The 25,155-nt window shown below is 66.3% G+C and carries 23 protein-coding genes and 1 tRNA gene; 3 read left to right on the forward strand and 21 right to left on the reverse strand.

Going from position 1 to position 25,155, the window contains the following annotated elements:
* Positions 1–17: 17 nt before the first annotated feature.
* From rpsS to rpsJ, 6 genes are read right to left on the reverse strand one after another with little or no spacing between them, the layout of a single operon-like run.
* Entirely contained in the window at positions 18–299 is a 282-nt protein-coding gene (rpsS, locus tag ABR737_RS20560; protein WP_030986146.1) for a 30S ribosomal protein S19, read from the reverse strand.
* 12 nt (positions 300–311) lie between these two features.
* Positions 312–1,148, reverse strand: coding sequence for a 50S ribosomal protein L2 (rplB, locus tag ABR737_RS20565; RefSeq protein WP_350251611.1), 837 nt, complete (start codon positions 1,146–1,148; stop codon positions 312–314).
* A gap of 39 nt (positions 1,149–1,187) precedes the next feature.
* The gene (gene rplW, locus ABR737_RS20570) at positions 1,188–1,511 is read right to left on the reverse strand and encodes a 50S ribosomal protein L23 (RefSeq protein ID WP_006604875.1); all 324 of its coding nucleotides are present in this window, start codon (positions 1,509–1,511) and stop codon (positions 1,188–1,190) included.
* Entirely contained in the window at positions 1,511–2,161 is a 651-nt protein-coding gene (gene rplD, locus ABR737_RS20575) for a 50S ribosomal protein L4 (protein ID WP_350251612.1), read from the reverse strand. Before rplD ends, rplW begins: the two co-directional genes overlap by 1 nt.
* A gap of 8 nt (positions 2,162–2,169) precedes the next feature.
* Positions 2,170–2,814 carry a 50S ribosomal protein L3 gene (gene rplC, locus ABR737_RS20580; protein WP_018090903.1) on the reverse strand — a complete coding sequence of 215 codons (645 nt, stop codon included), beginning with the start codon at positions 2,812–2,814 and terminating at the stop codon, positions 2,170–2,172.
* Positions 2,815–2,828: 14 nt separating this feature from the next.
* Positions 2,829–3,137, reverse strand: coding sequence for a 30S ribosomal protein S10 (rpsJ, locus tag ABR737_RS20585; protein ID WP_014054162.1), 309 nt, complete (start codon positions 3,135–3,137; stop codon positions 2,829–2,831).
* Between the two features lie 662 nt (positions 3,138–3,799).
* On the opposite strand from rpsJ, the gene ABR737_RS20590 reads away from it, so the two are divergent.
* Positions 3,800–3,988 (forward strand): hypothetical protein, encoded by a 189-nt coding sequence (locus tag ABR737_RS20590; RefSeq protein ID WP_350251613.1) that lies wholly within the window; start codon positions 3,800–3,802, stop codon positions 3,986–3,988.
* A gap of 214 nt (positions 3,989–4,202) precedes the next feature.
* Positions 4,203–4,679: an SUKH-3 domain-containing protein gene (locus ABR737_RS20595; RefSeq protein WP_350251614.1), complete on the forward strand. Its 477-nt coding sequence runs from the start codon at positions 4,203–4,205 to the stop codon at positions 4,677–4,679.
* Between the two features lie 109 nt (positions 4,680–4,788).
* On the opposite strand, the gene tuf is transcribed toward ABR737_RS20595, so the two are convergent.
* The 15 genes from tuf to ABR737_RS20670 all read right to left on the reverse strand — a co-directional run bounded on the left by tuf (position 4,789) and on the right by ABR737_RS20670 (position 23,599).
* Positions 4,789–5,982, reverse strand: coding sequence for an elongation factor Tu (gene tuf, locus ABR737_RS20600; protein WP_129295742.1), 1,194 nt, complete (start codon positions 5,980–5,982; stop codon positions 4,789–4,791).
* Between the two features lie 154 nt (positions 5,983–6,136).
* Positions 6,137–8,257, reverse strand: a complete 2,121-nt coding sequence (fusA, locus tag ABR737_RS20605; RefSeq protein ID WP_350251615.1) for an elongation factor G — start codon at positions 8,255–8,257, stop codon at positions 6,137–6,139.
* Between the two features lie 39 nt (positions 8,258–8,296).
* A complete protein-coding gene (gene rpsG / locus ABR737_RS20610; protein WP_085925683.1) occupies positions 8,297–8,767 on the reverse strand; it encodes a 30S ribosomal protein S7 in 471 nt (156 codons plus the stop codon).
* Positions 8,768–8,769: 2 nt separating this feature from the next.
* The gene (rpsL, locus tag ABR737_RS20615; RefSeq protein ID WP_003948652.1) at positions 8,770–9,141 is read right to left on the reverse strand and encodes a 30S ribosomal protein S12; all 372 of its coding nucleotides are present in this window, start codon (positions 9,139–9,141) and stop codon (positions 8,770–8,772) included.
* Between the two features lie 427 nt (positions 9,142–9,568).
* The gene (locus ABR737_RS20620; protein WP_350251616.1) at positions 9,569–10,051 is read right to left on the reverse strand and encodes a DUF1707 and DUF4190 domain-containing protein; all 483 of its coding nucleotides are present in this window, start codon (positions 10,049–10,051) and stop codon (positions 9,569–9,571) included.
* Positions 10,052–10,283: 232 nt separating this feature from the next.
* The gene (locus ABR737_RS20625) at positions 10,284–14,183 is read right to left on the reverse strand and encodes a DNA-directed RNA polymerase subunit beta' (RefSeq protein ID WP_350251617.1); all 3,900 of its coding nucleotides are present in this window, start codon (positions 14,181–14,183) and stop codon (positions 10,284–10,286) included.
* Positions 14,184–14,283: 100 nt separating this feature from the next.
* The gene (rpoB, locus tag ABR737_RS20630) at positions 14,284–17,769 is read right to left on the reverse strand and encodes a DNA-directed RNA polymerase subunit beta (RefSeq protein ID WP_350251618.1); all 3,486 of its coding nucleotides are present in this window, start codon (positions 17,767–17,769) and stop codon (positions 14,284–14,286) included.
* A gap of 627 nt (positions 17,770–18,396) precedes the next feature.
* On the reverse strand, positions 18,397–18,780 hold the full coding sequence (gene rplL / locus ABR737_RS20635; RefSeq protein ID WP_168479950.1) for a 50S ribosomal protein L7/L12: 384 nt from the start codon (positions 18,778–18,780) through the stop codon (positions 18,397–18,399).
* 108 nt (positions 18,781–18,888) lie between these two features.
* Positions 18,889–19,440 carry a 50S ribosomal protein L10 gene (gene rplJ / locus ABR737_RS20640; RefSeq protein ID WP_350251619.1) on the reverse strand — a complete coding sequence of 184 codons (552 nt, stop codon included), beginning with the start codon at positions 19,438–19,440 and terminating at the stop codon, positions 18,889–18,891.
* 320 nt (positions 19,441–19,760) lie between these two features.
* Positions 19,761–20,633 carry an SCO4651 family lipoprotein gene (locus ABR737_RS20645; protein WP_350251620.1) on the reverse strand — a complete coding sequence of 291 codons (873 nt, stop codon included), beginning with the start codon at positions 20,631–20,633 and terminating at the stop codon, positions 19,761–19,763.
* Between the two features lie 148 nt (positions 20,634–20,781).
* Positions 20,782–21,498: a 50S ribosomal protein L1 gene (rplA, locus tag ABR737_RS20650; protein WP_249637709.1), complete on the reverse strand. Its 717-nt coding sequence runs from the start codon at positions 21,496–21,498 to the stop codon at positions 20,782–20,784.
* An 82-nt stretch (positions 21,499–21,580) separates the two neighbouring features.
* On the reverse strand, positions 21,581–22,015 hold the full coding sequence (gene rplK, locus ABR737_RS20655; protein WP_030074757.1) for a 50S ribosomal protein L11: 435 nt from the start codon (positions 22,013–22,015) through the stop codon (positions 21,581–21,583).
* Between the two features lie 167 nt (positions 22,016–22,182).
* Positions 22,183–23,049 (reverse strand): transcription termination/antitermination protein NusG, encoded by an 867-nt coding sequence (gene nusG, locus ABR737_RS20660; protein ID WP_350251621.1) that lies wholly within the window; start codon positions 23,047–23,049, stop codon positions 22,183–22,185.
* 73 nt (positions 23,050–23,122) lie between these two features.
* Complete coding sequence (secE, locus tag ABR737_RS20665; RefSeq protein WP_350251622.1) at positions 23,123–23,419, reverse strand: preprotein translocase subunit SecE; 297 nt, start codon at positions 23,417–23,419, stop codon at positions 23,123–23,125.
* Positions 23,420–23,526: 107 nt separating this feature from the next.
* Positions 23,527–23,599, reverse strand: a tRNA-Trp gene (locus ABR737_RS20670).
* A gap of 193 nt (positions 23,600–23,792) precedes the next feature.
* Here ABR737_RS20670 and ABR737_RS20675 point away from each other — a divergent pair.
* A complete protein-coding gene (locus ABR737_RS20675) occupies positions 23,793–25,028 on the forward strand; it encodes a pyridoxal phosphate-dependent aminotransferase (RefSeq protein ID WP_350251623.1) in 1,236 nt (411 codons plus the stop codon).
* Positions 25,029–25,155 lie beyond the last annotated feature (127 nt).

Genomic DNA, 25,155 nt, shown 5'->3' on the forward strand with positions numbered 1-25,155 from the left:
TCTTCGCACTCCGCCGATCAACGACGCCGCGACTTGCGGTCGTCCTTCTCGTGGCCGCGGAAGGTGCGGGTCGGCGCAAACTCGCCGAGCTTGTGGCCGACCATCGACTCGGTGACGAACACCGGGACGTGCTTGCGGCCGTCGTGCACCGCGATCGTGTGGCCGAGCATGGCCGGGACGATCATGGAGCGGCGGGACCAGGTCTTGATGACGTTCTTGGAGCCGGCATCGTTCTGAACATCCACCTTCTTGGAAAGGTGGTCGTCGACGAAGGGCCCCTTCTTGAGACTGCGCGGCATCTAAACCCGCTCCTAGCGCTTCTTGTTCGTCTTGCGGCGGCGGACGATGTACTTGTTGCTCGCCTTCTTCGGCGAACGAGTACGACCCTCCTTCTGACCCCACGGCGAGACCGGGTGGCGACCACCGGAGGTCTTGCCCTCACCACCACCGTGCGGGTGGTCGACGGGGTTCATCACGACACCACGCACGGTCGGGCGGACGCCCTTCCAGCGCATGCGGCCGGCCTTACCCCAGTTGATGTTCGACTGCTCGGCGTTGCCGACCTCGCCGACGGTGGCGCGGCAGCGCACGTCGACCAGGCGGATCTCACCGGACGGCATACGAAGGTGAGCCATGCGGCCCTCCTTCGCCAGCAGCTGCACGGAGGCACCGGCCGAGCGGGCGAACTTCGCACCGCCGCCCGGACGCAGCTCGATCGCGTGGATCGTCGTACCCACGGGGATGTGACGCAGCGGCAGGTTGTTGCCCGGCTTGATGTCGGCGCCAGCGCCGTTCTCAATCCGAGCACCCTGGACCAGGCCACGGGGCGCGATGATGTAGCGCTTCTCGCCGTCTGCGTAGTGCAGGAGCGCGATGCGCGCGGTGCGGTTCGGGTCGTACTCGATGTGCGCGACCTTGGCCGGCACGCCGTCCTTGTCGTGACGACGGAAGTCGATCACGCGGTAGGCGCGCTTGTGGCCACCACCCTGGTGGCGAACGGTCACACGACCGGCGTTGTTACGGCCGCCCTTGCTGTGCAGCGGGCGGACCAGCGACTTCTCCGGCGTGGACCGCGTGACCTCGACAAAGTCGGCGACGCTGGAGCCACGACGGCCCGGGGTCGTCGGCTTGTACTTGCGGATACCCATTTCTCAGTCCTCGTCCGATTCCGGACGACTCGGACTCCGTTAGGAGACCGGGCCGCCGAAGATGTCGATACGGTCGCCCTCGGCGAGGGTCACGATGGCGCGCTTGGTGTTCGCACGCTTGCCGTAACCGGTGCGGGTGCGCTTGCGCTTGCCCTGCCGGTTGATCGTGTTGACCCCGGTGACCTTGACCGAGAAGACCGCCTCGACGGCCTGCTTGATCTGGGTCTTGTTCGAGCCCGGCGCGACGATGAACGTGTACTTGTTCTCGTCCAGCAGGGCGTAGCTCTTCTCCGAGACAACCGGCTTGACGAGCACGTCACGCGGGTCCGAGAAGGTCTTGCTGGTGACGACGGCCTCAGTCATCAGGCGTCGCTCCCTTCGGTCTCAGCGGCCTTGGGGCCAGACACGAAGGACTCGAAGGCGGCCTTGGTGAAGACCACGTCGTCGGAGACGAGCACGTCGTACGTGTTCAGCTGGCCCGGCTCCAGGATGTGAACCTGGGGCAGGTTGCGGGCGGACAGCCACGCGGCCTCGTCGCTGCGCTCGGCGACCAGGAGCACGTTCTTGCGCTCGCTGACCTTGCCGAGAAGAGCCTTGGCGGCCTTGGTGGAGGTCGCACCCTCGACCACGCCGGAAACGACGTGGATGCGCGAGTTGCGGGCCCGGTCGGTGAGGGCACCGCGCAGGGCGGCAACCTTCATCTTCTTCGGGGTCCGCTGGCTGTAGTCACGCGGCACGGGGCCGTGGACGATGCCACCGCCGGCGAACTGCGGCGCACGGGTCGAACCCTGGCGCGCGCGGCCGGTGCCCTTCTGGCGGTACGGCTTCTTGCCACCGCCGCGGACCTCGCCGCGAGTCTTGGTCTTGTGCGTGCCCTGGCGGGCCGCGGCCAGCTGCGCGACAACGACCTGGTGGATCAGCGGAACGCTGACCTTGGCGTCGAAGATCTCCGTGGGGAGCTCGACGCTACCGGCCTTGTCGCCTGCCGGCGAAAGGATGTCAATGGTGCTCATCGGTTACCTCAGGCCCCCTTGGCCGCGGTACGGACCAGGACGAGGCCGCCGTTCGGACCAGGAACTGCGCCCTTGATGAGCAGCAGGCCCTTCTCCGCGTCAACGGCATGGACGGTCAGGTTCTGGGTGGTGACCCGCTCATTGCCCATACGGCCGGCCATCCGCATGCCCTTGAACACGCGGCCCGGGGTGGCGCAGCCACCGATGGAGCCAGGCTTACGGTGCACGCGGTGGGCACCGTGGGAGGCCTTGCCGCCATGGAAGCCGTGACGCTTCATGACACCGGCGAAGCCCTTGCCCTTGCTCTTGCCGGTCACGTCCACCTTGACGCCGGACTCGAAGGTCTCAGCGGTCAGCTCCTGGCCGAGGGTGTACTCACCGGCGTCGGTGGTACGGACCTCGACGAGGTGACGACGGGGGGTGACGTCGGCCTTCGCGAAGTGGCCCTTGAGGGGCTTGTTCACCTTGCGCGGGTCGATCTCGCCGAAGGCGATCTGGACGGAGTCGTAGCCGTCCTGGTCATTGGTGCGCACCTGGGTAACGACACAGGGGCCGGCCTTGACCACAGTGACCGGGACGACACGGTTGTTCTCGTCCCAGACCTGGGTCATGCCGAGCTTCTCGCCCAGGATGCCCTTGATCTGCTTAGCCATCTCTTCCGCGCCTCTCAGAGCTTGATCTCGATGTCAACGCCGGCCGGAAGGTCCAGGCGCATCAGCGAGTCAACGGTCTTGGGCGTCGGGTCGAGGATGTCGATCAGGCGCTTGTGCGTGCGCATCTCGAAGTGCTCGCGCGCGTCCTTGTACTTGTGCGGCGACTTGATGACGCAGTACACGTTCTTCTCAGTGGGCAGCGGCACCGGGCCCGCGACCGACGCACCAGTACGGGTCACCGTCTCGACGATCTTCTTCGCCGAAGAGTCGATGACCTCGTGGTCGTAGGCCTTGAGCCGGATGCGGATCTTCTGTCCCGCCATGGCTACTTCGTAGTCCTGTCTCTCGTAAACGCTCTGGGACCCGGCGTGCTGTGCTCCGTGAGAAGCACCGCCCTACCTCCGACCCCCGCGGTCGGGCGTGTCGCGCGCCTTCCGGTAAATCCCCACAAGGGAGATCCTTCTAGAAGGAATGCGTGGGGGTAGGACACCCACCGGGTGCCTGGCCGAGGCACCCCGCTGAGCTTCCCGGAAGATTCCCGTATTTCCGGCCCTGAGAAGGGACGACGAATACCTGGGACTCGCTTCCGGTCCTCCCGGCGGGAGGCGCGCAGCATCGGCACTCAACCGAGCAACCTGGACAGTGTGCCATACAGGGCACGGCACTGGCCAACTGAAGCGGGAGACACTACCCGACCGCCGCACAGAACGCCGCCCCCGCGCCGCAACGCGCGCCGCAAAATCACCGGCCCCGCCATCCCCGCTCACGAGATCCCCCCGGGCAACCTGCCCTGATCCAGTCGGCGATGGCACGTGCGCCCCTACGCTTCGCCCATGCCGAAGAGCGCAGAACGCCCGCGCCGCAGCAAGGGGGCGGGCGATCCGGTGGACCACCCCATGGGAGACACCACCCACCGGGCACCCGCCGGCCACCACCGAAGCCGCGGGGAAGCCGTGGGGGCGCCGTCAGCGCCACTGCGCTGGCGGTGGCGAACCTCGCCCCCCTTTACGTCCTCTTTCTCGCCGCGGGCTCCGTCTCCCCGGACGGTTCATGGGACGTGCGGCAGTCAGCCGACGACGCCCCCTTGCTGTCCGCGGTCGCCGGCGCACTCGCCATGGCAGTAGCAGCCCTGACCGTCTTCACCACGGCGGCCCATTGGCTGCGCAGCAGATAGTGGCTCCTCGCACCGGCAGTAATGCTGCTGACCTCCACGGCCCGATGGCTCTTCCCGTCGTAACGGGACAGTCCGGGCCGGTCACCGATACCGGCGAAACGGAATATGAGCACGCCGAAGACACCTCCCTGCCGGGCCTGCGGACCATTACTCTCCAGGCCGGACGTGACGCCGCACAGGCATCACGGATCTGCGGGAATGAAGGGGCTTGAATATGGCGATCGCGCCGACACGGGCAGAGATAGATCAGCTCTTCACCAACGCGGGATGGCATCCCGATCGCGACGTCTCCGAAAGAGTCAGGGAATTGGCGGAGTTCGTCATCGCCGACCTGGCAGCACATGGTTGCCAGGTCAGGCTCTTCCCGGAAGCGGAGGCCTTCTTGTGCTCGTACGGGTTCCTGGACGTGCCCTTCTTCCCCGCCGCCGGACACGCAGACCGCTTCAACACCTGCGCAAGATTCTGCAGCGATATGGCCGAGCAGATCTCCGAGATCATGGATGATACGCAACAGCCGGTATTTCCCATCGGGTGGGAAAGAATCGAGAACGGGCTCGTGGTAATGGATCCCAATAATCGGATGTATTACCTGCACCATACCGGTGCCTACTACGCCGGAACAGGAATGCACGAAGCATTTTCCAACCTGTATACGGTGCGCCTTCAGCCCATCGAGGAATACCTCTACTGACCCGCCGAAGGCGCCCGCCCGAACGTCAAGGAGCCCCGCCCACCTGACGGTGAGCGGGGCTCCTTGTGAGCTCCGGGGAGCTACGACCGGATCAACCGGATCAACGGAATTACTTGTTGATCTTGGTGACCTGGCCGGCGCCGACGGTCCGGCCACCCTCACGGATGGCGAACTTCAGGCCCTCCTCCATGGCGACCGGCTGGATCAGCTCGACCGACATCTCGGTGTTGTCGCCCGGCATGACCATCTCGGTGCCCTCGGGGAGGGTCACGACGCCGGTCACGTCCGTGGTACGGAAGTAGAACTGCGGGCGGTAGTTGTTGAAGAAGGGGGTGTGACGGCCACCCTCGTCCTTCGACAGGATGTACGCCTGGGCCTCGAACGAGGTGTGCGGCGTGACCGAACCCGGCTTGATGATGACCTGGCCGCGCTCGACGTCCTCGCGCTTGATACCGCGAAGCAGCAGACCGACGTTCTCACCGGCCTGGCCCTCGTCGAGGAGCTTCCGGAACATCTCGATACCGGTGACCGTGGTGGTGGTCTTCTCGGTCTTGATGCCGATGATGTCGACGGTCTCGTTGACCTTGAGGACACCACGCTCGATACGACCGGTGACAACGGTGCCACGGCCGGTGATCGTGAAGACGTCCTCGATCGGCATCAGGAACGGCTTGTCGACGTCACGCTCGGGCTGCGGGATCGACTCGTCGACCGCGGCCATGAGCTTGAGGACGGAGTCGCCCCACTCCTTGTCGCCCTCGAGCGCCTTGAGCGCCGAGACCTTGACGACCGGAACGTCGTCGCCGGGGAACTCGTACTCGGAGAGGAGCTCACGGACCTCGAGCTCGACGAGCTCCAGGATCTCCTCGTCGTCCACCATGTCGGCCTTGTTCAGGGCGACAACGATGTACGGAACGCCGACCTGGCGGGCCAGGAGCACGTGCTCCTTGGTCTGCGGCATCGGGCCGTCGGTGGCGGCGACCACGAGGATGGCGCCGTCCATCTGCGCCGCGCCCGTGATCATGTTCTTGATGTAGTCCGCGTGACCGGGGCAGTCGACGTGCGCGTAGTGACGGTTCTCCGTCTGGTACTCGACGTGCGCGATCGAAATCGTGATACCGCGCTGGCGCTCCTCAGGAGCCTTGTCGATCTGGTCGAAGGCCGAGGCCTCGTTCAGCTCCGGGTACGCGTCGTGCAGCACCTTGGTAATGGCGGCCGTGAGGGTCGTCTTACCGTGGTCAATGTGACCGATGGTGCCGATGTTGACGTGCGGCTTAGTCCGCTCGAACTTCGCCTTCGCCACTGGTTCCTCCTGAAGTGGTTCTGTACGCCTTACTCATCGGCGCCAGGTGATCTTTGCTGGGATGCCGGCTGACGGGGCAATCCTCACGGATGCGGGGATTACCCCATCAGACGGTGTCAAGCCTAAAGCGTGTTCCGACTCAGCGGAGACGGGACTACTCGCCCTTGGCCTTCGCGATGATCTCCTCGGCGACGTTCCGGGGAACCTCGGCGTAGGAGTCGAACTGCATCGAGTAGCTCGCGCGACCCGACGTCTTGCTGCGGAGGTCTCCGACGTAGCCGAACATCTCCGAGAGGGGGACCAGGCCCGTGACGAGCTTGGCGCCGCTGCGCTCCTCCATGGACTGAATCTGTCCACGGCGGGAGTTGATGTCGCCGATCACGTCGCCCATGTAGTCCTCGGGCGTGGTGACCTCAACCTTCATCATCGGCTCGAGCAGGGCCGGGGAGGCCTTGCGCGCGGCCTCCTTGAAGGCCATCGAACCGGCGATCTTGAAGGCCATTTCCGACGAGTCGACCTCGTGGAAGGCACCGTCGAGGAGGGTGACCTTGACACCGGTCAGCGGGTAGCCGGCGAGAACACCGAACTCCATGGCCTCCTGGCAGCCCGCGTCCACGGACGGGATGTACTCCCGCGGGATACGGCCACCGGTGACCTTGTTCTCGAACTCGTAGCCGTCGCCCTCGAGCGGTGCGATCGCGATCTGCACCTTCGCGAACTGGCCGGAGCCACCGGTCTGCTTCTTGTGCGTGTAGTCAAGACGCTCGACCGGCTTGCGCAGGGTCTCGCGGTACGCGACCTGCGGCTTGCCGACGTTGGCCTCGACCCGGAACTCACGCTTCATACGGTCGACCAGCACGTCGAGGTGCAGCTCGCCCATACCCGCGATGATGGTCTGGCCGGTCTCCTCGTCGGTGTGCACCTGGAACGAGGGGTCCTCTTCGGCGAGGCGCTGGATGGCGACACCCAGCTTCTCCTGGTCGCCCTTGGACTTGGGCTCGATGGCGACCTGGATGACCGGGGCCGGGAACTCCATCGATTCCAGGATGACCGGATTGGCGGAGTCGCAGAGGGTCTCACCGGTGGTGGTCTGCTTCAGACCCATGACGGCGACGATGTCACCGGCACCCACCGACTCGATCTCCTCACGCTTGTTCGCGTGCATCCGGTAGATCTTGCCGATGCGCTCCTTCTTGCCCTTCACCGAGTTCTGCACCTGCGAGCCGGCCTCAAGGCGGCCCGAGTAGATGCGGATGAAGGTGAGCTTGCCCAGGTGGGGGTCGCTCGCAATCTTGAACGCCAGAGCGGCCAGTGGCTCGCTCTCGGACGGCTGGCGCTTGATGACCTCTTCCGAGTCCTTGACGGAGTGGCCTTCGATGGCCTCGACGTCCAGGGGGGAGGGGAGGTAGCGCACGACCGCGTCGAGCAGGGGCTGGACGCCCTTGTTCTTGAACGCGGTACCGCAGAACACCGGGGTGACGGTGGTGTTCTCGGCCTTGCCCGAAGCGATGGTGATCCGGCGGATCGCCGCGTAGAGCTGCTCCACGGTGGGCTCCTGGCCCTCCAGGTACAGCTCCATGACCTCTTCATCGTTCTCGGCAACGGCCTCGAGCAGCTTGCCGCGCCACTCGTCGGCAGCCTCGATGTGCGTGTCCGGGATGTCGACGGTGTCGTACATCTCGCCCTTGGCAGCCTCAGCCGACCAGACCAGGGCCTTCATGGTGACGAGGTCGACGACGCCCTTGAAGTCCGCCTCGGTGCCGATCGGCAGCTGCATCACGATCGGGGTCGCGCCCAGGCGGTCCACGATCATGTCGACGCAGCGGTGGAACTCGGCGCCCGTACGGTCGAGCTTGTTGACGAAGCAGATACGCGGAACGCCGTAGCGGTCCGCCTGACGCCAGACGGTCTCGGACTGGGGCTCGACACCGGCAACGCCGTCGAACACCGTCACCGCACCGTCCAGGACGCGCAGCGAGCGCTCCACCTCGACCGTGAAGTCGACGTGGCCCGGGGTGTCGATGATGTTGATGGTGTTGTCGACGTTTTCCAGCGGCCAGTGGCAGGTCGTCGCGGCAGACGTGATGGTGATGCCGCGCTCCTGCTCCTGCTCCATCCAGTCCATCGTGGCAGCGCCGTCGTGGACCTCACCGATCTTGTACGAAACACCGGTGTAGAACAGGATCCGCTCGGTGGTGGTCGTCTTGCCCGCGTCGATGTGGGCCATGATCCCGATATTGCGGACCTTGGCCAGGTCAAGCGAAGTGGTGGCCATAGTGGCTCAATCTTCTCTCGGTCTCGATGTGGGTTGCGACTACCAGCGGTAGTGCGCGAAGGCCTTGTTGGACTCGGCCATCTTGTGCGTGTCCTCACGCTTCTTGACCGAAGCGCCGAGGCCGTTGGAGGCGTCCAGCAGTTCGTTCATGAGGCGCTCGGTCATGGTCTTCTCGCGGCGGGCGCGGGAGTAGCCCACGAGCCAGCGCAGCGAGAGGGTGCCGGCACGGCCGGGCTTGACCTCGACCGGGACCTGGTAGGTCGCGCCACCGACACGGCGGGACTTGACCTCGAGGGTCGGCTTGATGTTCTCGAGCGCGCGCTTGAGCGTGATGACCGGGTCGTTACCGGTCTTCTCGCGCAGACCCTCCATGGCGCCGTAAACGATGCGCTCGGCGGTGGAGCGCTTTCCGTTCAGCAGCACCTTGTTGATGAGGGAGGTCACCAGAGGAGAACCGTAGACCGGGTCGATGATGACCGGGCGCTTCGGGGCGGGGCCCTTACGAGGCATTCTTACTTCTCCTTCTTGGCGCCGTAGCGGCTGCGAGCCTGCTTGCGGTTCTTGACGCCCTGCGTGTCGAGGGAGCCTCGGATGATCTTGTACCGAACACCCGGCAGGTCCTTCACACGACCACCACGCACGAGCACGATCGAGTGCTCCTGCAGGTTGTGGCCCTCACCCGGAATGTAAGCGGTGACCTCGATCCCGCTGGTCAGACGCACACGCGCGACCTTACGCAGGGCCGAGTTCGGCTTCTTCGGGGTGGTCGTGAAAACACGCGTGCAGACGCCACGGCGCTGGGGGGAACCCTCGAGCGCGGGCGTCTTGTTCTTCTCGACCTTGTCCTGCCGGCCCTTGCGGACCAGCTGCTGGATCGTAGGCACCGTTTCTCCGGTTTCTGTGTGCCAGTCTCGGTAAAGCTAACCTGGAACATTCCCCGACCCACGCGGTCGGGTGTGTCGAATACTGCAGTCCGGTCCCTCGCTGGAACGAGTGAGGCGGCAGATTGCGGTGTCAAAACCCGGCTTCCGTGCTGTGACCCTCCAGGCCAGAGGCTGTGGAGAATTGCGCGCACGGCAGCCCAGGGACACCCCAGGCACAAGGTCAGAGCGTACCTACCGCATGGGCTGCGGTCAAAACAAATGCACACGCGAAGGACACGCCGGACTCCTCACGGCGCTGCGGCCACCGTAGTGTGATCGGCGACCGTACGGAAGAAGGCACCATACCGCTGCCTGCCATCCACGGCTGACGACCCGCCGCGGCCGTCCGCCACCGGCCGGTCCCCCGGCCCCCGGGCCCGCGGACCGGTCAGAGGTTGACCGCCGCCGCCAGCACGAAGATCAGCAGAAACAGCGCCCAGCCGCCGATCGCCATCCAGCCCAGCACCAGCCCCGCGGTGGCCTGGCCGTCCCCGCGCTCCCCCGAGCGGCGGATCTCGGCACGCGCCTTGTGCCCCAGGATGACGGCCGGAATCGCGGTCAGCCCCCATGTCGGCAGCGTCATGAGCCCGCACACCAGCGAGCCGGTAGCCGAGCCGTTCGTCGTCACCGGCGCCGGCATCTGCATCGGCATGAATGTCGCCGGCACCATCGGCCGCTGCGGCTGGAACTGAGCCTGCGGTACCGGCCCCTGTGGAAGATCCGCGACCAGCATCTGCAGCTCGGCGTGGGTCTGCGCCTTGTAGGCCCGCCCTATCCGCTGCTCGTACTCCGGCTGCTGCAGCCGCCCCTCGGCGAAACCCGCCTTGAGCACATCGATCGCCCGCTCACGATCAGCGTGCGAGGCGCGCATCGCAGGCGCCTGATGCGACGGCTGAGCCGGCTGCCCGCCCTGCCACGGTTGGAATGCCACTTCGCGAACCTCCCCCGCTCGACAGTTCTCCCCATCTTCTCATCACAGACGCAGCAATGGGACGACAAGTTCCCCCGTGCGGCCCCCAACCCTGTGGAACGTCCGGACAACGCCGCAGGGCGGCCACCCCGCGAGGGATGGCCGCCCTGTTGCTGTCGCGTACGGGCCAGGATTACTGGTTGTACGGACCGTAGTCGTAGTCCTCCAGCGGGACCGCCTGGCCGGAGCCGGTGCCGAAGGGCGAGTAGTCGATGTCGTCGTAACCGACGGCCGAGTACATCGCGGCCTTCGCCTCCTCGGTGGGCTCGACCCGGATGTTGCGGTAGCGGGACAGGCCCGTACCGGCCGGGATGAGCTTACCGATGATGACGTTCTCCTTGAGGCCGATCAGGGAGTCCGACTTGGCGTTGATCGCCGCGTCGGTCAGGACCCTGGTCGTCTCCTGGAAGGACGCCGCCGACAGCCACGACTCGGTGGCCAGCGACGCCTTGGTGATACCCATCAGCTGCGGACGGCCGGAGGCCGGGTGGCCGCCTTCCGCCACGACGCGACGGTTCTCGCCCTCGAACTTCGTGCGCTCCACCAGCTCGCCCGGCAGCAGCTCCGCGTCGCCGGACTCGATGATCGTCACACGGCGCAGCATCTGCCGGATGATGATCTCGATGTGCTTGTCGTGGATCGCCACGCCCTGGCTGTTGTAGACCTTCTGGACCTCGCCGACCAGGTGGACCTGGACGGCACGCTGGCCGAGGATCCGCAGCACGTCGTGCGGGTTGACGGCACCCACGGTCATCGGCTGGCCGACCGTGACGTGGTCGCCCTCGCCCACCAGGAGACGGGCACGCTTGGAGACGCCGTAGGCCATCTCGTCGCTGCCGTCGTCCGGGGTGACGACGACCTTCTTGGTCTTCTCGGTCTCCTCGATCCGGACGCGGCCGGCCGCCTCCGAGATCGGGGCGACGCCCTTGGGCGTACGGGCCTCGAAGAGCTCGACGACACGCGGCAGACCCAGGGTGATGTCGTCACCGGCCACACCACCGGTGTGGAAGGTACGCATCGTCAGCTGGGTGCCGGGCTCACCGATGGACTGGGCGGCGATGATGCCGACCGCCTCACCGATGTCGACCAGCTTGCCGGTGGCCAGCGAGCGGCCGTAGCAGAAGGCACAGGTGCCGACCGCGGACTCACAGGTCAGGACCGAGCGGGTCTTGACCTCCTCGACGCCCGCGTTGACCAGCGCGTCGATGAGCACGTCACCGAGGTCGACGTTGGCCGGCGCGACGACCTTGCCGTCGACGACGACGTCCTCGGCCAGCATCCGTGCGTAGACGCTGGACTCGACGTCGTCCGCCTTGCGCAGGACACCCGCGGCGTCCTTCGAGGCGATCCGCAGCTTGAGGCCGCGCTCGGTGCCGCAGTCCTCCTCGCGGATGATGACGTCCTGGGAGACGTCGACCAGACGACGGGTGAGGTAACCGGAGTCGGCGGTACGCAGGGCGGTGTCCGCCAGACCCTTACGGGCACCGTGCGTGGAGATGAAGTACTCCAGCACGGACAGACCCTCGCGGAACGACGCCTTGATCGGACGCGGGATGGTCTCGTTCTTGGCGTTCGACACCAGACCACGCATACCGGCGATCTGCCGCATCTGCATCATGTTTCCTCGGGCACCCGAGTCAACCATCATGAAGATGGGGTTCGTCTTGGGGAAGTTCTCATTCATCGCCTCGGAGACCTCGTTGGTCGCCTTGGTCCAGATGTTGATGAGTTCCTGCGTGCGCTCGTCCTTGGTGATCAGACCGCGCTCGTACTGCTTCTGGACCTTCTCGTCCTGGGCCTCGTAGCCCGCGACGATGGCCTTCTTGGCCTCCGGCACGACGATGTCCGAGACGGCGACGGTGACGCCGGAACGGGTCGCCCAGTGGAAGCCGGCCGCCTTCAGGTTGTCGAGCGTCGCCGCCACGATGACCTTGGGGTAGCGCTCGGCCAGGTCGTTGACGATCGCGGAGAGCTGCTTCTTGCCCACCGAGTAGTCGACGAACGGGTAGTCCTCGGGCAGCAGCTCGTTGAAGAGCGCGCGGCCCAGGGTCGTCCGCAGCCGGAAGCTGTCACCCTGCTGCCACTCGGGCTCGCCCTCCTCCGGAACCGGCGGGGTCCAGCCGCGGGGCGGGACGGTGCCGATCGGGAAGCGGATGTCGACCTTCGCCTGGAGCGAGAGCTCCTTGGCGTCGAACGCCATGATCGCCTCGGCTGCCGAGCCGAACGCCCGGCCCTCACCGATGACCTTGCGCTCCTCTTCATCCGTGGTGAGGAAGAAGAGGCCGAGCACCATGTCCTGGGTCGGCATGGTGACCGGACGGCCGTCGGCCGGCTTGAGGATGTTGTTCGAGGACAGCATCAGGATGCGGGCCTCGGCCTGGGCCTCCGCGGACAGCGGGAGGTGGACGGCCATCTGGTCACCGTCGAAGTCCGCGTTGAACGCGGTGCAGACGAGCGGGTGAATCTGAATGGCCTTGCCCTCGACCAGCTGCGGCTCGAAGGCCTGGATGCCCAGACGGTGCAGGGTGGGTGCACGGTTCAGCAGCACCGGGTGCTCGGCGATGACCTCTTCGAGCACGTCGTAGACGACCGTGCGGCCGCGCTCGACCATGCGCTTGGCGCTCTTGATGTTCTGCGCGTGGTTGAGGTCCACCAGGCGCTTCATCACGAACGGCTTGAAGAGCTCCAGCGCCATGGCCTTGGGCAGACCGCACTGGTGCAGCTTGAGCTGCGGGCCGACGACGATGACGGAACGCGCCGAGTAGTCGACTCGCTTACCGAGCAGGTTCTGACGGAAACGACCCTGCTTGCCCTTGAGCATGTCGCTCAGGGACTTCAGCGGGCGGTTACCGGGACCGGTGACCGGGCGACCACGACGACCGTTGTCGAAGAGGGCGTCCACGGCCTCCTGGAGCATGCGCTTCTCGTTGTTCACGATGATCTCGGGCGCGCCGAGGTCGAGAAGCCGCTTCAGGCGGTTGTTGCGGTTGATCACACGGCGGTACAGGTCGTTCAGGTCGGAGGTCGCGAAGCGGCCACCGTCCAGCTGCACCATCGGACGCAGGTCCGGCGGGATCACCGGGATGCAGTCCAGCACCATGCCCTTGGGGCTGTTGCGGGTCTGCAGGAAGGCGGAGACGACCTTGAGGCGCTTGAGCGCACGGGTCTTCTTCTGGCCCTTGCCGGTACGGATGATCTCGCGGAGGCGCTCGGCCTCCTCGTCGAGGTCGAAGGTCTCCAGGCGCTTCTGCAGGGCAGCGGCACCCATGGAGCCGTCGAAGTACGTGCCGAAGCGGTCACGCAGCTCGCGGTAGAGCAGCTCGTCGCCCTCGAGGTCCTGGACCTTGAGGTTCTTGAAGCGGCTCCAGACCTCGTCGAGACGGTCGATCTCGCGCTGCGCACGGTCGCGCAGCTGCTTCATCTCACGCTCGGCACCCTCGCGCACCTTGCGGCGCACGTCGGCCTTGGCGCCCTCGGCCTCCAGCTCGGCCAGGTCGGTCTCGAGCTTCTTGGCGCGGGCCTCCAGGTCGGAGTCGCGGCGCTGCTCGATCTGCTGGCGCTCGACGGAGACGTGCGCCTCCAGCGAGGGCAGGTCGCGCGTACGGCGCTCCTCGTCCACCCACGTGATCATGTAGGCGGCGAAGTAGATGACCTTCTCGAGGTCCTTGGGCGCGAGGTCCAGCAGGTAGCCCAGCCGGCTCGGCACGCCCTTGAAGTACCAGATGTGGGTCACGGGAGCGGCCAGCTCGATGTGGCCCATCCGCTCACGGCGCACCTTGGCGCGAGTGACCTCGACGCCGCAGCGCTCGCAGATGATGCCCTTGAAGCGGACGCGCTTGTACTTACCGCAGTAGCACTCCCAGTCCCGGGTCGGACCGAAGATCTTCTCGCAGAAGAGTCCGTCCTTTTCGGGCTTGAGGGTGCGGTAGTTGATGGTCTCGGGCTTCTTGACCTCGCCGTGGCTCCACTGACGGATGTCGTCAGCGGTCGCCAGACCGATCCGGAGCTCATCGAAGAAGTTGACGTCGAGCACTATGCGTCAATCCCTCTCAGGGTTGTAAGTCTTGGGGTCTGAAACGGGGGTCCTGGGGCCGGCCGGGGGAGCCATCGCTGACTCCCCGGCCGGACTCCCGTCAGACCTCTTCGACGCTGCTCGGCTCGCGCCGGGACAGGTCGATGCCGAGCTCCTCCGCTGCGCGGAAGACGTCCTCGTCGGTGTCGCGCATCTCGATGGACATGCCGTCCGAGGACAGCACCTCCACGTTGAGGCACAGGGACTGCATTTCCTTGATGAGCACCTTGAAGGACTCGGGAATGCCGGGCTCGGGGATGTTCTCGCCCTTGACGATGGCCTCGTAGACCTTCACGCGGCCGGTCACGTCGTCGGACTTGATCGTCAGCAGCTCCTGGAGGGCGTAGGCGGCGCCGTAAGCCTCCAGCGCCCACACCTCCATCTCACCGAAGCGCTGGCCACCGAACTGAGCCTTACCACCCAGCGGCTGCTGGGTGATCATCGAGTACGGACCGGTCGAACGCGCGTGCAGCTTGTCGTCGACCAGGTGGTGCAGCTTGAGGATGTACATGTACCCGATCGAGATCGGGTCCGGGAACGGCTCACCGGAGCGGCCGTCGAACATCCGCGCCTTGCCGGAGCCCTTGACCATCCGCTCGCCGTCACGGTTGGGGATCGTCGACTCGAAGAGGCCGGAGATCTCGTCCTCGCGCGCACCGTCGAACACCGGAGTGGCGACGTTGGAGCCGGCGGCGACCTCGTCGGCGGAGATCGAGTGGAGACGCTTCTTCCACTCCTCCTCGACACCCTCGACCTTCCAGCCCTGGCTGGCGAGCCAGCCGAGGTGGATCTCCAGGACCTGTCCCGGGTTCATTCGGGACGGGACACCCAGCGGGTTGAGGATGATGTCGACCGGGGTGCCGTCCTCCAGGAACGGCATGTCCTCGACCGGCAGGATCTTCGAGATGACGCCCTTGTTGCCGTGACGGCCGGCGAGCTTGTCACCGTCGGTGATCTTGCGCTTCTGGGCGACGTAGACGCGGACCAGCTGGTTCACACCCGGGGGCAGCTCGTCGCCCTCTTCGCGGTCGAAGACGCGGACGCCGATGACCTTGCCGATCTCACCGTGCGGCACCTTCAGCGAGGTGTCGCGCACCTCGCGCGCCTTCTCACCGAAGATCGCGCGGAGCAGGCGCTCCTCGGGGGTCAGCTCGGTCTCGCCCTTGGGCGTGACCTTGCCGACGAGGATGTCGCCGGCCACGACCTCGGCACCGATACGGATGATGCCGCGCTCGTCGAGGTCGGAGAGGACCTCCTCGGAGACGTTCGGGATGTCCCGGGTGATCTCCTCGGGGCCCAGCTTGGTGTCACGGGCGTCGACCTCGTGCTCCTCGATGTGGATCGAGGAGAGGACGTCGTCCTGCACGAGGCGCTGCGACAGGATGATCGCGTCCTCGTAGTTGTGGCCCTCCCACGGCATGAACGCCACGAGCAGGTTCTTGCCGAGCGCCATCTCGCCTTCGTCCGTGGACGGACCGTCGGCGAGGACCTGGCCCTCGATGACCCGCGCGCCCTCGTCCACGACGACCTTCTGGTTGAAGGAGGTGCCCTGGTTGGAGCGGGTGAACTTGGCGACGCGGTACGTGGTGTACGTGCCGTCGTCGTTGGCGACGGTGATGTAGTCCGCGGAGACCTCCTGGACCACACCGTCCTTCTCCGCCTTGATGACGTCACCGGCGTCGACCGCACAGCGGTACTCCATGCCGGTGCCGACCAGCGGCGCCTCCGCCTTGATCAGCGGAACGGCCTGGCGCATCATGTTCGAGCCCATGAGCGCACGGTTGGCGTCGTCGTGCTCGAGGAACGGGATCATGGCGGTCGCGGCCGACACCATCTGGCGCGGCGAGACGTCCATGAAGTCGACCTCGTCGGCGGGGACCAGGTCGACCTCGCCGCCACGACGGCGGACCAGGACACGCTGCTCGGAGAACCGCATGTCCTCGGAGAGCTTCGCGTTGGCCTGGGCGATCAGGAAGCGGTCCTCCTCATCAGCGGTGAGGTAGTCCACCTCCTCCGTGACCTGGCCGTCGACGACCTTGCGGTAGGGCGTCTCGATGAAGCCGAAGACGTTGACCCGGCCGTAAGAGGCCAGCGAGCCGATGAGACCAATGTTGGGACCTTCAGGGGTCTCAATCGGGCACATACGGCCGTAGTGCGAGGGGTGCACGTCACGGACGTCCAGGCCGGCCCGCTCACGGGAGAGGCCACCCGGGCCCAGCGCCGACAGACGGCGCTTGTGGGTCAGACCCGACAGCGGGTTGGTCTGGTCCATGAACTGGGACAGCTGGCTGGTGCCGAAGAACTCCTTGATGGAGGCGACGACCGGCCGGATGTTGATCAGGGTCTGCGGCGTGATCGCCTCGACGTCCTGGGTGGTCATGCGCTCGCGCACGACGCGCTCCATACGGGCGAGACCCGTACGGACCTGGTTCTGGATGAGCTCGCCGACGTTGCGCAGACGACGGTTGCCGAAGTGGTCGATGTCGTCGGTCTCGACGACGATCTCCGTGCCGTTCTCGCCGATCGTCTCGGTCTCGCCGGCGTGCAGCTTGACCAGGTACTTGATCGTGGCGATGACGTCATCGGTGGTCAGCACACCGGCGTCCAGCGGCTCGTCGCCGCCGAGCTTCTTGTTGACCTTGTAGCGGCCGACCTTCGCGAGGTCGTAGCGCTTGGGGTTGAAGTAAAGGTTCTCGAGCAGCGTCTGCGCGGCCTCGCGGGTCGGCGGCTCGCCCGGACGCAGCTTGCGGTAGATGTCGAGCAGCGCGTCGTCCTGGCCCTGGGTGTGGTCCTTCTCCAGGGTGGCGCGCATGGACTCGTACTCGCCGAACTCCTCGAGGATCTGCTCGGTCGTCCAACCGAGAGCCTTGAGCAGAACGGTCACGGACTGCTTGCGCTTGCGGTCGATGCGCACACCGACCATGTCGCGCTTGTCGATCTCCATCTCCAGCCAGGCACCCCGGGACGGGATGATCTTGGCGGAGAAGATGTCCTTGTCGGACGTCTTGTCGATGGAGCTGTCGAAGTACACGCCCGGCGAGCGCACCAGCTGCGAGACGACGACACGCTCGGTGCCGTTGATGCAGAAGGTGCCCTTGTTCGTCATGAGCGGGAAGTCGCCCATGAAGACCGTCTGGGACTTGATCTCGCCGGTCTCGTTGTTCGTGAACTCAGCGGTGACGAAGAGCGGAGCCGCGTACGTGAAGTCGCGCTCCTTGCACTCGTCGATGGAGTTCTTCGGGGGCTCGAAGCGGTGGTCGCGGAACGTCAGCGACATCGACCCGGAGAAGTCCTCGATCGGGGAGATCTCTTCGAAGATCTCTTCCAGACCGGACTTGGTGGGGACTTCCTGCCCACTCTCCAGCGCAGCCTCGACGCGACCCTTCCATGCGGCATTGCCGAGCAGCCAGTCGAAGCTTTCGGTCTGCAGCGCAAGGAGGTTCGGAACCCCGAGGGGCTCCTTGATCTTCGCAAAAGAGATGCGCAGCGGGGCGGTGCTGTCGCCGTTGTTCGTATTGGCAGTCGAGGCGTTGCGCGAGGCGGCCAAGAGGGGGTCCTTCCGAGGGCTCGGACTCACTACGCGCGTACCGGTCCCGAACCGAACAGACTGAGGGAAAGCCCAGGTCAGGGCAGATCATTCAGCTTTGCTCGGGCTCGGGTATGCCCCTGGTGACGGGCAGGGAGCAGCTAACAGGCAGCGCAAAGGGTCAGTGTAGCCACTTGGCACACTGATGTCCAGAGCGAGTTTCCGGAGACCGGTTCAACGCCGTGATACCGATCTTCTCCCTCCGGGAGGTCATGCCCTCCGTACCGGAGGAACTCCTCGTTGTTCTTCTCTACGCCCATTGCCCTGCGCCTGCCGAAAGCCCTGCGCCAGTGGCGCACACCGATGCTTCCCTCTTCGTCGGCGATCCATGCCTCGAACCCTGGATCGCTTCTGCGTCGCGTCCCGAGAATTGCGCGCCGCGTCCGGTTCGTCAAGGCCCCCCACCTCAGGGAGATCGTCACATGGGGGCACGTCCGGGCAACGATGATCACCATACTCGCACGCAGGCGCGAGAGATGGCAGCCGTGACGAGCACGCCGAAGGGCGACCACCCGCATGGGTGATCGCCCTTGGCTGGTGTCCGCGGCGCCTGTGGCGCCCTGGACGTGAGTCAGAGACTCAGTGGGGTCACTTGACCTCGACGGAGGCGCCGGCGCCCTTGAGGGACTCGGCGGCCTTCTCGGCGGCGTCCTTGGCGACCTTCTCGAGGACGGGCTTCGGGGTGCCGTCGACGAGGTCCTTGGCCTCCTTCAGACCCAGGGAGGTCAGCTCACGCACGACCTTGATGACCTGGATCTTCTTGTCGCCCGCACCGGTGAGGATGACGTCGAACTCGTCCTGCTCCTCGACCTCGGCGGCCGGGGCACCCGGGACGCCGGCGGCGGCAACGGCGACCGGGGCGGCAGCCTCGACGTCGAACTTCTCCTCGAAGAGCTTCACGAACTCGGAGAGCTCGATGAGGGTCATCTCTTCGAACTGCGCGAGCAGGTCTTCCTGGCTGAGCTTCGCCATGGTGGCGGTCCTTCCACTAATTCGGCTGGTGCCGGATGTACATGAATGGCGGGCGTACGGGCCCGCTGGGCCTACGAGTGCCACGCCCCGGCAGGGGCATGAGTGTGGCTATTCGGCAGCCTCGGCGGGAGCCGGCGTACCGGCACCGCCCTGCTCGACCTTGCTGCGAAGCGCGTCCGCGGTGCGGGCGAACTTCGTGAGCGGGGCCTGGAAGGTCGCCGCGGCCTTGGCCATGGACGCCTTCATGCCACCCGCCAGCTTGGCGAGCAGAACCTCGCGGGACTCGAGGTCCGCAAGCTTCTTGATCTCGTCGGCGGTCAGCGCCTTACCGTCAAGGACACCGCCCTTGATGACGAGAGCGGGGTTTTCCTTGGCGAAGTCACGAAGACCCTTCGCCGCCGTGACCGGGTCACCGGTCACGAAGGCGACAGCGGTCGAGCCCTTGAGGTGCTCGTCCAGCTGAATCCCGGCCTCCTTGGCCGCGATCTTGGTCAGCGTGTTCTTCACCACACGGTACTGAGCGTTCTCGCCGAGAGAACGACGCAACTCCTTGAGCTGCGCCACACTCAGTCCGGTGTAAGAAGTCACAACAGCTGCGTGGGAGTCACGGAGCTTCCCCGTGATCTCCGCAACAGCTGCGTTCTTGTCAGACGTCGCCATGAGCCTCGGCCTCCTTCCGGGTGATGAGGACCGCGCAGAAGGGGCTGGGCAAAACAAACGCCCCGGCGCAGGCGCACGGGGCGTACTCGACCGGAGCGGATCGGAATCCGTCCGGGAGTTCATCCATACACACCTGCGCAGGCCGTCCGCAGCTAGCGGATCCTTCGGCCACCACACGCCCGGGAATGGACGCGCAGAGACAACCAGCGGTCTTTGGCTTCTGGGAAAAGATACGGGAGCGGGATGCGCTCAGGCAAATCGGCGTGGACGGGGACATCGCAGGGTCCCCCGTCCACGCCGTCAGACGTGCGCGGTACCGGTCAGGCGCCGGGCGCGGTCGACGTCTGGTCCGCCGGCGGCGGGGCCACGTCCACCTTGGTGCCGTAGCCCGTGTAGAGCACGGTGGAGTCGCTGGGCTGCTTGCCGCCGAGCTTCTCCCGCTTCTTGACCAGCAGGTTGTCCGAGTCGATCCAGACGTCGAGCTGCTCGCTCTTCGCGCCGCCCTTCGCGAGCTGCTTTTGCATCATGTCGCGGAGGTCCTTGCCGAGCTTGCCGCTCAGCTGGCCCAGCTCGAGGGTGCCGGTGTAGTGCGTCGCCTGGACGCCGTTGACGTCCTCCTTGCCGACGGCCTTGGCCGAGCCGGAGGCGGCCAGCAGCTCGATCGCCTGGCTCGGGTCGGCCTTCTGCAGCGCTTCCTGGAGCAGGGTGCCGGAGCCGCCCAGCTTCTTCGACAGGACGCTGTAGGGGTACTTCGTCCAGGGCTTGCCGCCGCCACCGGGCAGGGCGGCGCCCATGTTGATGTACACGGCGTCCTCGGCGTAGATCGCCTTCATCGGCTTGAGCGGCTTACCGGAGCTCCCGCCGATCTCCATGGTGTTGGCCACGTTCATCCGCATGCCCTGCGACCAGTCCAGATCGCCCTTGGTGGACTGCTTCATCTGCTTGCCGAGCAGGGTCGAGGTCGTGGAGCCGTCGATCTTCGCGGTCTTCTTGGCCTTGGTCGCCTGCTGGGCGGCCTTCAGCGCGTCCGACGGGTTCTGCGCCGGGTCCTGCTTGCCGCCCGCTTCACTGCCGCCGGTGCTGCTGCTCCCGCCCGCGGACGCCTTGCCGCCGTCCTTGTCGTTGCAGGCGCTCAGACCGCCCACCAGAATCACGGCACCCGCCACGGCGGCGGCTATACGCGTGCTACGCATGTGAGGCTCCCCCTTGGATCATCTTTGTCGACCTCGGGGCGACTGTAGTGCAGGCCACCGACCGCACATGCGTCAGGCCCCGCCTCTCCAAAGGGAGGGACGGGGCCTGACGCGTGCATCACGCGCTACGAGGCGTCGATCACGGAGATCAGACGGCCTCGTCCTCGACGAGGAGGTTACGGGTGCGGTTGGCGTCCAGCGGGATGCCGGGGCCCATCGTGGTGGTGACGGTCGCCTTCTTGATGTAGCGGCCCTTGGCTGCGGACGGCTTGAGGCGGTTGATCTCCTCGAGCGCCGCGGCGTAGTTCTCCACCAGCTTGGTCTCGTCGAAGGAGACCTTGCCGATGATGAAGTGGAGGTTCGCGTGCTTGTCCACGCGGAACTCGATCTTGCCGCCCTTGATGTCGGTGACAGCCTTGGCGACATCCGGGGTGACGGTGCCGGTCTTCGGGTTCGGCATCAGACCACGCGGACCGAGCACGCGGCCGAGGCGGCCGACCTTGCCCATGAGGTCCGGGGTGGCGACGACGGCGTCGAAGTCCAGACGGCCCTTGGAGACCTCGTCGATCAGTTCGTCCGAGCCGACGATGTCGGCGCCGGCGGCTTCCGCGGCCGCAGCACGGTCACCGGTCGCGAAGACCAGGACCCGGGCGGTCTTACCGGTGCCGTGCGGGAGGTTCACGGTGCCACGGACCATCTGGTCGGCCTTGCGCGGGTCGACACCCAGGCGCATGGCGACCTCGACGGTCGCGTCGAACTTGACGGAGGTGGTCTCCTTGGCGAGACGGACGGCCTCGAGGGGGGCGTACACACGCTCCCGGTCGATCTTCGCGTCCGCGGTGCGAAGAGTCTTGCTGCGCTTCACTTCTGCTCCTGGTGCAGTGGGGTGGAGTCGTGGTGCGGACCAGCGCCTGGCCCTGCCACGGGTGGTGCCTGAGGGGCTGGGATCAGCCCTCGACCGTGATGCCCATGGAACGGGCGGTGCCGGCGATGATCTTCTCGGCGGCGTCCAGGTCGTTGGCGTTCAGGTCGGGCATCTTGGTGGTGGCGATGTCACGGACCTGGTCGCGCGTGATCTTGGCGACCTTGGTCTTGTGCGGCTCGCCGGAGCCCTTCTCCACGCCCGCGGCCTTCAGGATGAGCTTCGCGGCCGGCGGGGTCTTGGTGATGAAGGTGAAGGAACGGTCTTCGTAGACCGTGATCTCCACCGGCACGACCATGCCACGCTGCGACTCGGTCGCGGCGTTGTAGGCCTTGCAGAACTCCATGATGTTGACGCCGTGCTGGCCCAGCGCGGGGCCGACCGGCGGGGCCGGGTTTGCGGCGCCGGCGCTGATCTGGAGCTTGATAAGCCCCGTGACCTTCTTCTTCTTGGGAGGCATGCTCTCTCCGGGTCCTAGTGAGAGGTTTTCGCCGTTCCATCCGGTCATCCGGATGGAGGCATACCGCACAACGATAACGGGTATAGTCGTGCGGCCAAAAACCGAGCAGGTCAGACCGGCTATGAGCCCGTCTGACCTGGTCGGTTTGGCTGGTGTTCCGGAAGAACCTAGTTCTTCTGGATCTGGTCGAAGCTCAGCTCGACCGGGGTCTCGCGGCCGAAGATCTCGACGAGGCCCTTGACCTTCTTCGAGTCGGCGTTGATCTCGTTGATCGTCGCCTGCAGCGTCGCGAACGGGCCGTCGGTGACGGTGACGGAGTCGCCCACCTCGAAGTCGAGCACCTGGACCTCGACCTTGCGGGACGGCGCCGGCTTGCCCTCGGCCGCGGCGGCCTCCTTGGCGGCCTTCTCCTCGGCCTCCGGGGCGAGCATCTTGACGATCTCGTCCAGCGTCAGCGGGTAGGGGTCGTAGGCGTTGCCGACGAAGCCGGTGACGCCCGGGGTGTTGCGGACGACGCCCCAGGACTCGTTCGTCAGGTCCATGCGCACGAGCACGTAGCCAGGGAGCTTGTTCTGGCGGATGGTCTTGCGCTCGCCGTTCTTGATCTGCGCGACCTCTTCCTGCGGCACCTCGGCCTGGAAGATGAAGTCCTCGACGTTCAGCGAGACGGCACGCTGTTCGAGGTTGGTCTTCACGCGGTTCTCGTAGCCGGCGTAGGTGTGGATGACATACCACTCACCGGGCAGGCCACGGAGCTCGTCGCGGAGGGCGGCCACCGGGTCCACCGGCTCCTGCTCCTCGTCCTCGGCGACCTCGGCAAGGGCCTCGGCGTCCTCTTCGACGTGCACCGCAGCCTCTTCGGCGGGCTCGCCGGCGGCGGCATCCTCGGAGTCGAGCTCGTCGACCTCGTCGGCGGCCTCGACGATCTCAAGCGCGGTGTCGTCGCCCTCGACCTCGGCCGAGGCAGCCGCGTCAACGTCGGCCGCTGCCGGCTCTGCGGAGTCGGCGGCGTCGTTCAGGTTCGGGTCAGACACGGTGGCTGCTTCTTCCTGGCTTCAAGGGGTTGAACATGCGAAAGGGGCGCCCGCTGAGGCGCCCTCCGCGGGATCAGCCGAAGACGTACCCGACGACTCGGTTGATTCCCAAGTCAATCACGGTTACGAGACCGATGATGATGACAACGAAGACGATCACCACACTGGTGTACGTCGACAGCTGGTTACGCGTGGGCCAGACGACCTTGCGGAGTTCCGCCACAACCTGGCGGTAAAAGAGCGCGAGCCGCGCGAAGGGGCCCTTCTTGCCGCGCTTGCCGCCACGGCGGGGCTTCTTCTGGGATTCCGCGGTGTCGTCCTCGGAGCGACCGCGCTCAGGCATGTCGATGGAGCCCAGGGCGTCCGTCACTCGTCCTCACCTGAATCCGGGTCGTGGCCGTGCCGCGCCCGGTTGAGCCGCACGGCGGTGCATTTCATACGTACGCGTGCACGCACTGCGGTGGAGAGTGCGTGTAGCAGGGCCGGAGGGACTTGAACCCCCAACCGCTGGTTTTGGAGACCAGTGCTCTACCAATTGAGCTACGACCCTTTGTGGTTCCCCCAACCTACCGCATGCGGTCGACTGCACTAAGTGCGTGCGCCGCGGCGGCCTGTTCGGAGCCAACGGTCAGCGAGTGTACGTGGTTCGGAGCCAGGCGTCGAACACGATCCTTCCGGGTCCTCCCGGGTGGTGCCCGCAAACCCGTGTGCCGGGCTCCTCAGAGGTCTGCAACGATGCATATATGAGCGCTGCAACCCCTTCCGCATCGTCCCCCACCGACCGCCGGGTCTCGGCCCGCGTCGGTTCGATCTCCGAGTCCGCCACCCTCGCCGTCGACGCCAAGGCGAAGGCCCTCAAGGCGGCCGGACGCCCGGTGATCGGCTTCGGCGCCGGTGAGCCCGACTTCCCCACGCCCGACTACATCGTCGAGGCGGCGATCGAGGCCTGCCGCAACCCGAAGTACCACCGCTACACCCCGGCCGGCGGCCTCCCCGAGCTCAAGACCGCGATCGCCGCGAAGACGCTGCGCGACTCCGGATACGAGATCGAGGCCGCGAACGTCCTGGTGACGAACGGCGGCAAGCAGGCCATCTACGAGGCGTTCGCGGCGATCCTCGACCCGGGCGACGAGGTCATCGTCCCGGCCCCGTACTGGACCACCTACCCCGAGTCGATCCGGCTCGCGGGCGGTGTCCCGGTCGATGTGGTCGCCGACGAGACCACCGGCTACCGCGTGACCGTCGAGCAGCTGGAGGCGGCCCGTACGGAGCGCACCAAGGTGCTGCTCTTCGTGTCGCCGTCGAACCCGACCGGCGCGGTCTACACCCGCGAGCAGGTCGAGGCGGTCGGCCGCTGGGCCGCCGAGCACGGCCTGTGGGTGCTGACCGACGAGATCTACGAGCACCTGGTCTACGGCGACGCCGAGTTCTCGTCGCTGCCGGTGGTCGTGCCGGAGCTGCGCGACAAGTGCATCATCGTCAACGGCGTGGCGAAGACGTACGCGATGACCGGCTGGCGGGTGGGCTGGGCGATCGGCCCCAAGGACGTCATCAAGGCCGCCGCGAACCTCCAGTCGCACGCCACGTCCAACGTCTCCAACGTCGCCCAGGTGGCGGCCATCGCGGCGGTCTCCGGCGATCTGACGGCCGTCGAGGAGATGAAGGTCGCCTTCGACCGCCGCCGTCGCACGATCGTGCGGATGCTCAACGAGATCGACGGCGTGCTGTGCCCGGAGCCGGAGGGCGCGTTCTACGCGTACCCGTCGGTCAAGGAGCTGCTGGGCAAGGAGATCCGCGGCAAGCGCCCGCAGACCAGCGTCGAGCTGGCCGGGCTGATCCTGGAGGAGGCGGAGGTCGCCGTCGTCCCGGGTGAGGCCTTCGGCACCCCCGGCTACCTGCGGCTCTCCTACGCGCTGGGCGACGAGGACCTGGTCGAGGGCGTGTCGCGGCTGCAGAAGCTGCTGGCCGAGGCCAAGTGATCACAACTCACATACGGATCTCCGTAGGTGAGTGACGCAGCGGGCGTCCGGAGTCTTCCGGGCGCCCGTTCGCGCGTTCCCTGGGACACCCCTTCGGGAAAGGCCCTACCGGCGCACCGCCCCCGTA

Origin of the sequence: Streptomyces sp. Edi2, assembly GCF_040253635.1 — a bacterium.
Taxonomy (GTDB): domain Bacteria; phylum Actinomycetota; class Actinomycetes; order Streptomycetales; family Streptomycetaceae; genus Streptomyces.

Excerpts from the sequence above, each read along its gene's own strand:
- rpsS (WP_030986146.1), bottom strand. The coding sequence starts at position 299 with ATGCCGCGCAGTCTCAAGAAGGGGCCCTTCGTCGACGACCACCTTTCC.
- rplB (WP_350251611.1), bottom strand. The coding sequence starts at position 1,148 with ATGGGTATCCGCAAGTACAAGCCGACGACCCCGGGCCGTCGTGGCTCC.
- rplW (WP_006604875.1), bottom strand. The coding sequence starts at position 1,511 with ATGACTGAGGCCGTCGTCACCAGCAAGACCTTCTCGGACCCGCGTGAC.
- rplD (WP_350251612.1), bottom strand. The coding sequence starts at position 2,161 with ATGAGCACCATTGACATCCTTTCGCCGGCAGGCGACAAGGCCGGTAGC.
- rplC (WP_018090903.1), bottom strand. The coding sequence starts at position 2,814 with ATGGCTAAGCAGATCAAGGGCATCCTGGGCGAGAAGCTCGGCATGACC.
- rpsJ (WP_014054162.1), bottom strand. The coding sequence starts at position 3,137 with ATGGCGGGACAGAAGATCCGCATCCGGCTCAAGGCCTACGACCACGAG.
- ABR737_RS20595 (WP_350251614.1), top strand. The coding sequence starts at position 4,203 with ATGGCGATCGCGCCGACACGGGCAGAGATAGATCAGCTCTTCACCAAC.
- fusA (WP_350251615.1), bottom strand. The coding sequence starts at position 8,257 with ATGGCCACCACTTCGCTTGACCTGGCCAAGGTCCGCAATATCGGGATC.
- rpsG (WP_085925683.1), bottom strand. The coding sequence starts at position 8,767 with ATGCCTCGTAAGGGCCCCGCCCCGAAGCGCCCGGTCATCATCGACCCG.
- ABR737_RS20620 (WP_350251616.1), bottom strand. The coding sequence starts at position 10,051 with ATGCGCGCCTCGCACGCTGATCGTGAGCGGGCGATCGATGTGCTCAAG.
- rplL (WP_168479950.1), bottom strand. The coding sequence starts at position 18,780 with ATGGCGAAGCTCAGCCAGGAAGACCTGCTCGCGCAGTTCGAAGAGATG.
- rplJ (WP_350251619.1), bottom strand. The coding sequence starts at position 19,440 with ATGGCGACGTCTGACAAGAACGCAGCTGTTGCGGAGATCACGGGGAAG.
- ABR737_RS20645 (WP_350251620.1), bottom strand. The coding sequence starts at position 20,633 with ATGCGTAGCACGCGTATAGCCGCCGCCGTGGCGGGTGCCGTGATTCTG.
- rplK (WP_030074757.1), bottom strand. The coding sequence starts at position 22,015 with ATGCCTCCCAAGAAGAAGAAGGTCACGGGGCTTATCAAGCTCCAGATC.
- ABR737_RS20675 (WP_350251623.1), top strand. The coding sequence starts at position 23,793 with ATGAGCGCTGCAACCCCTTCCGCATCGTCCCCCACCGACCGCCGGGTC.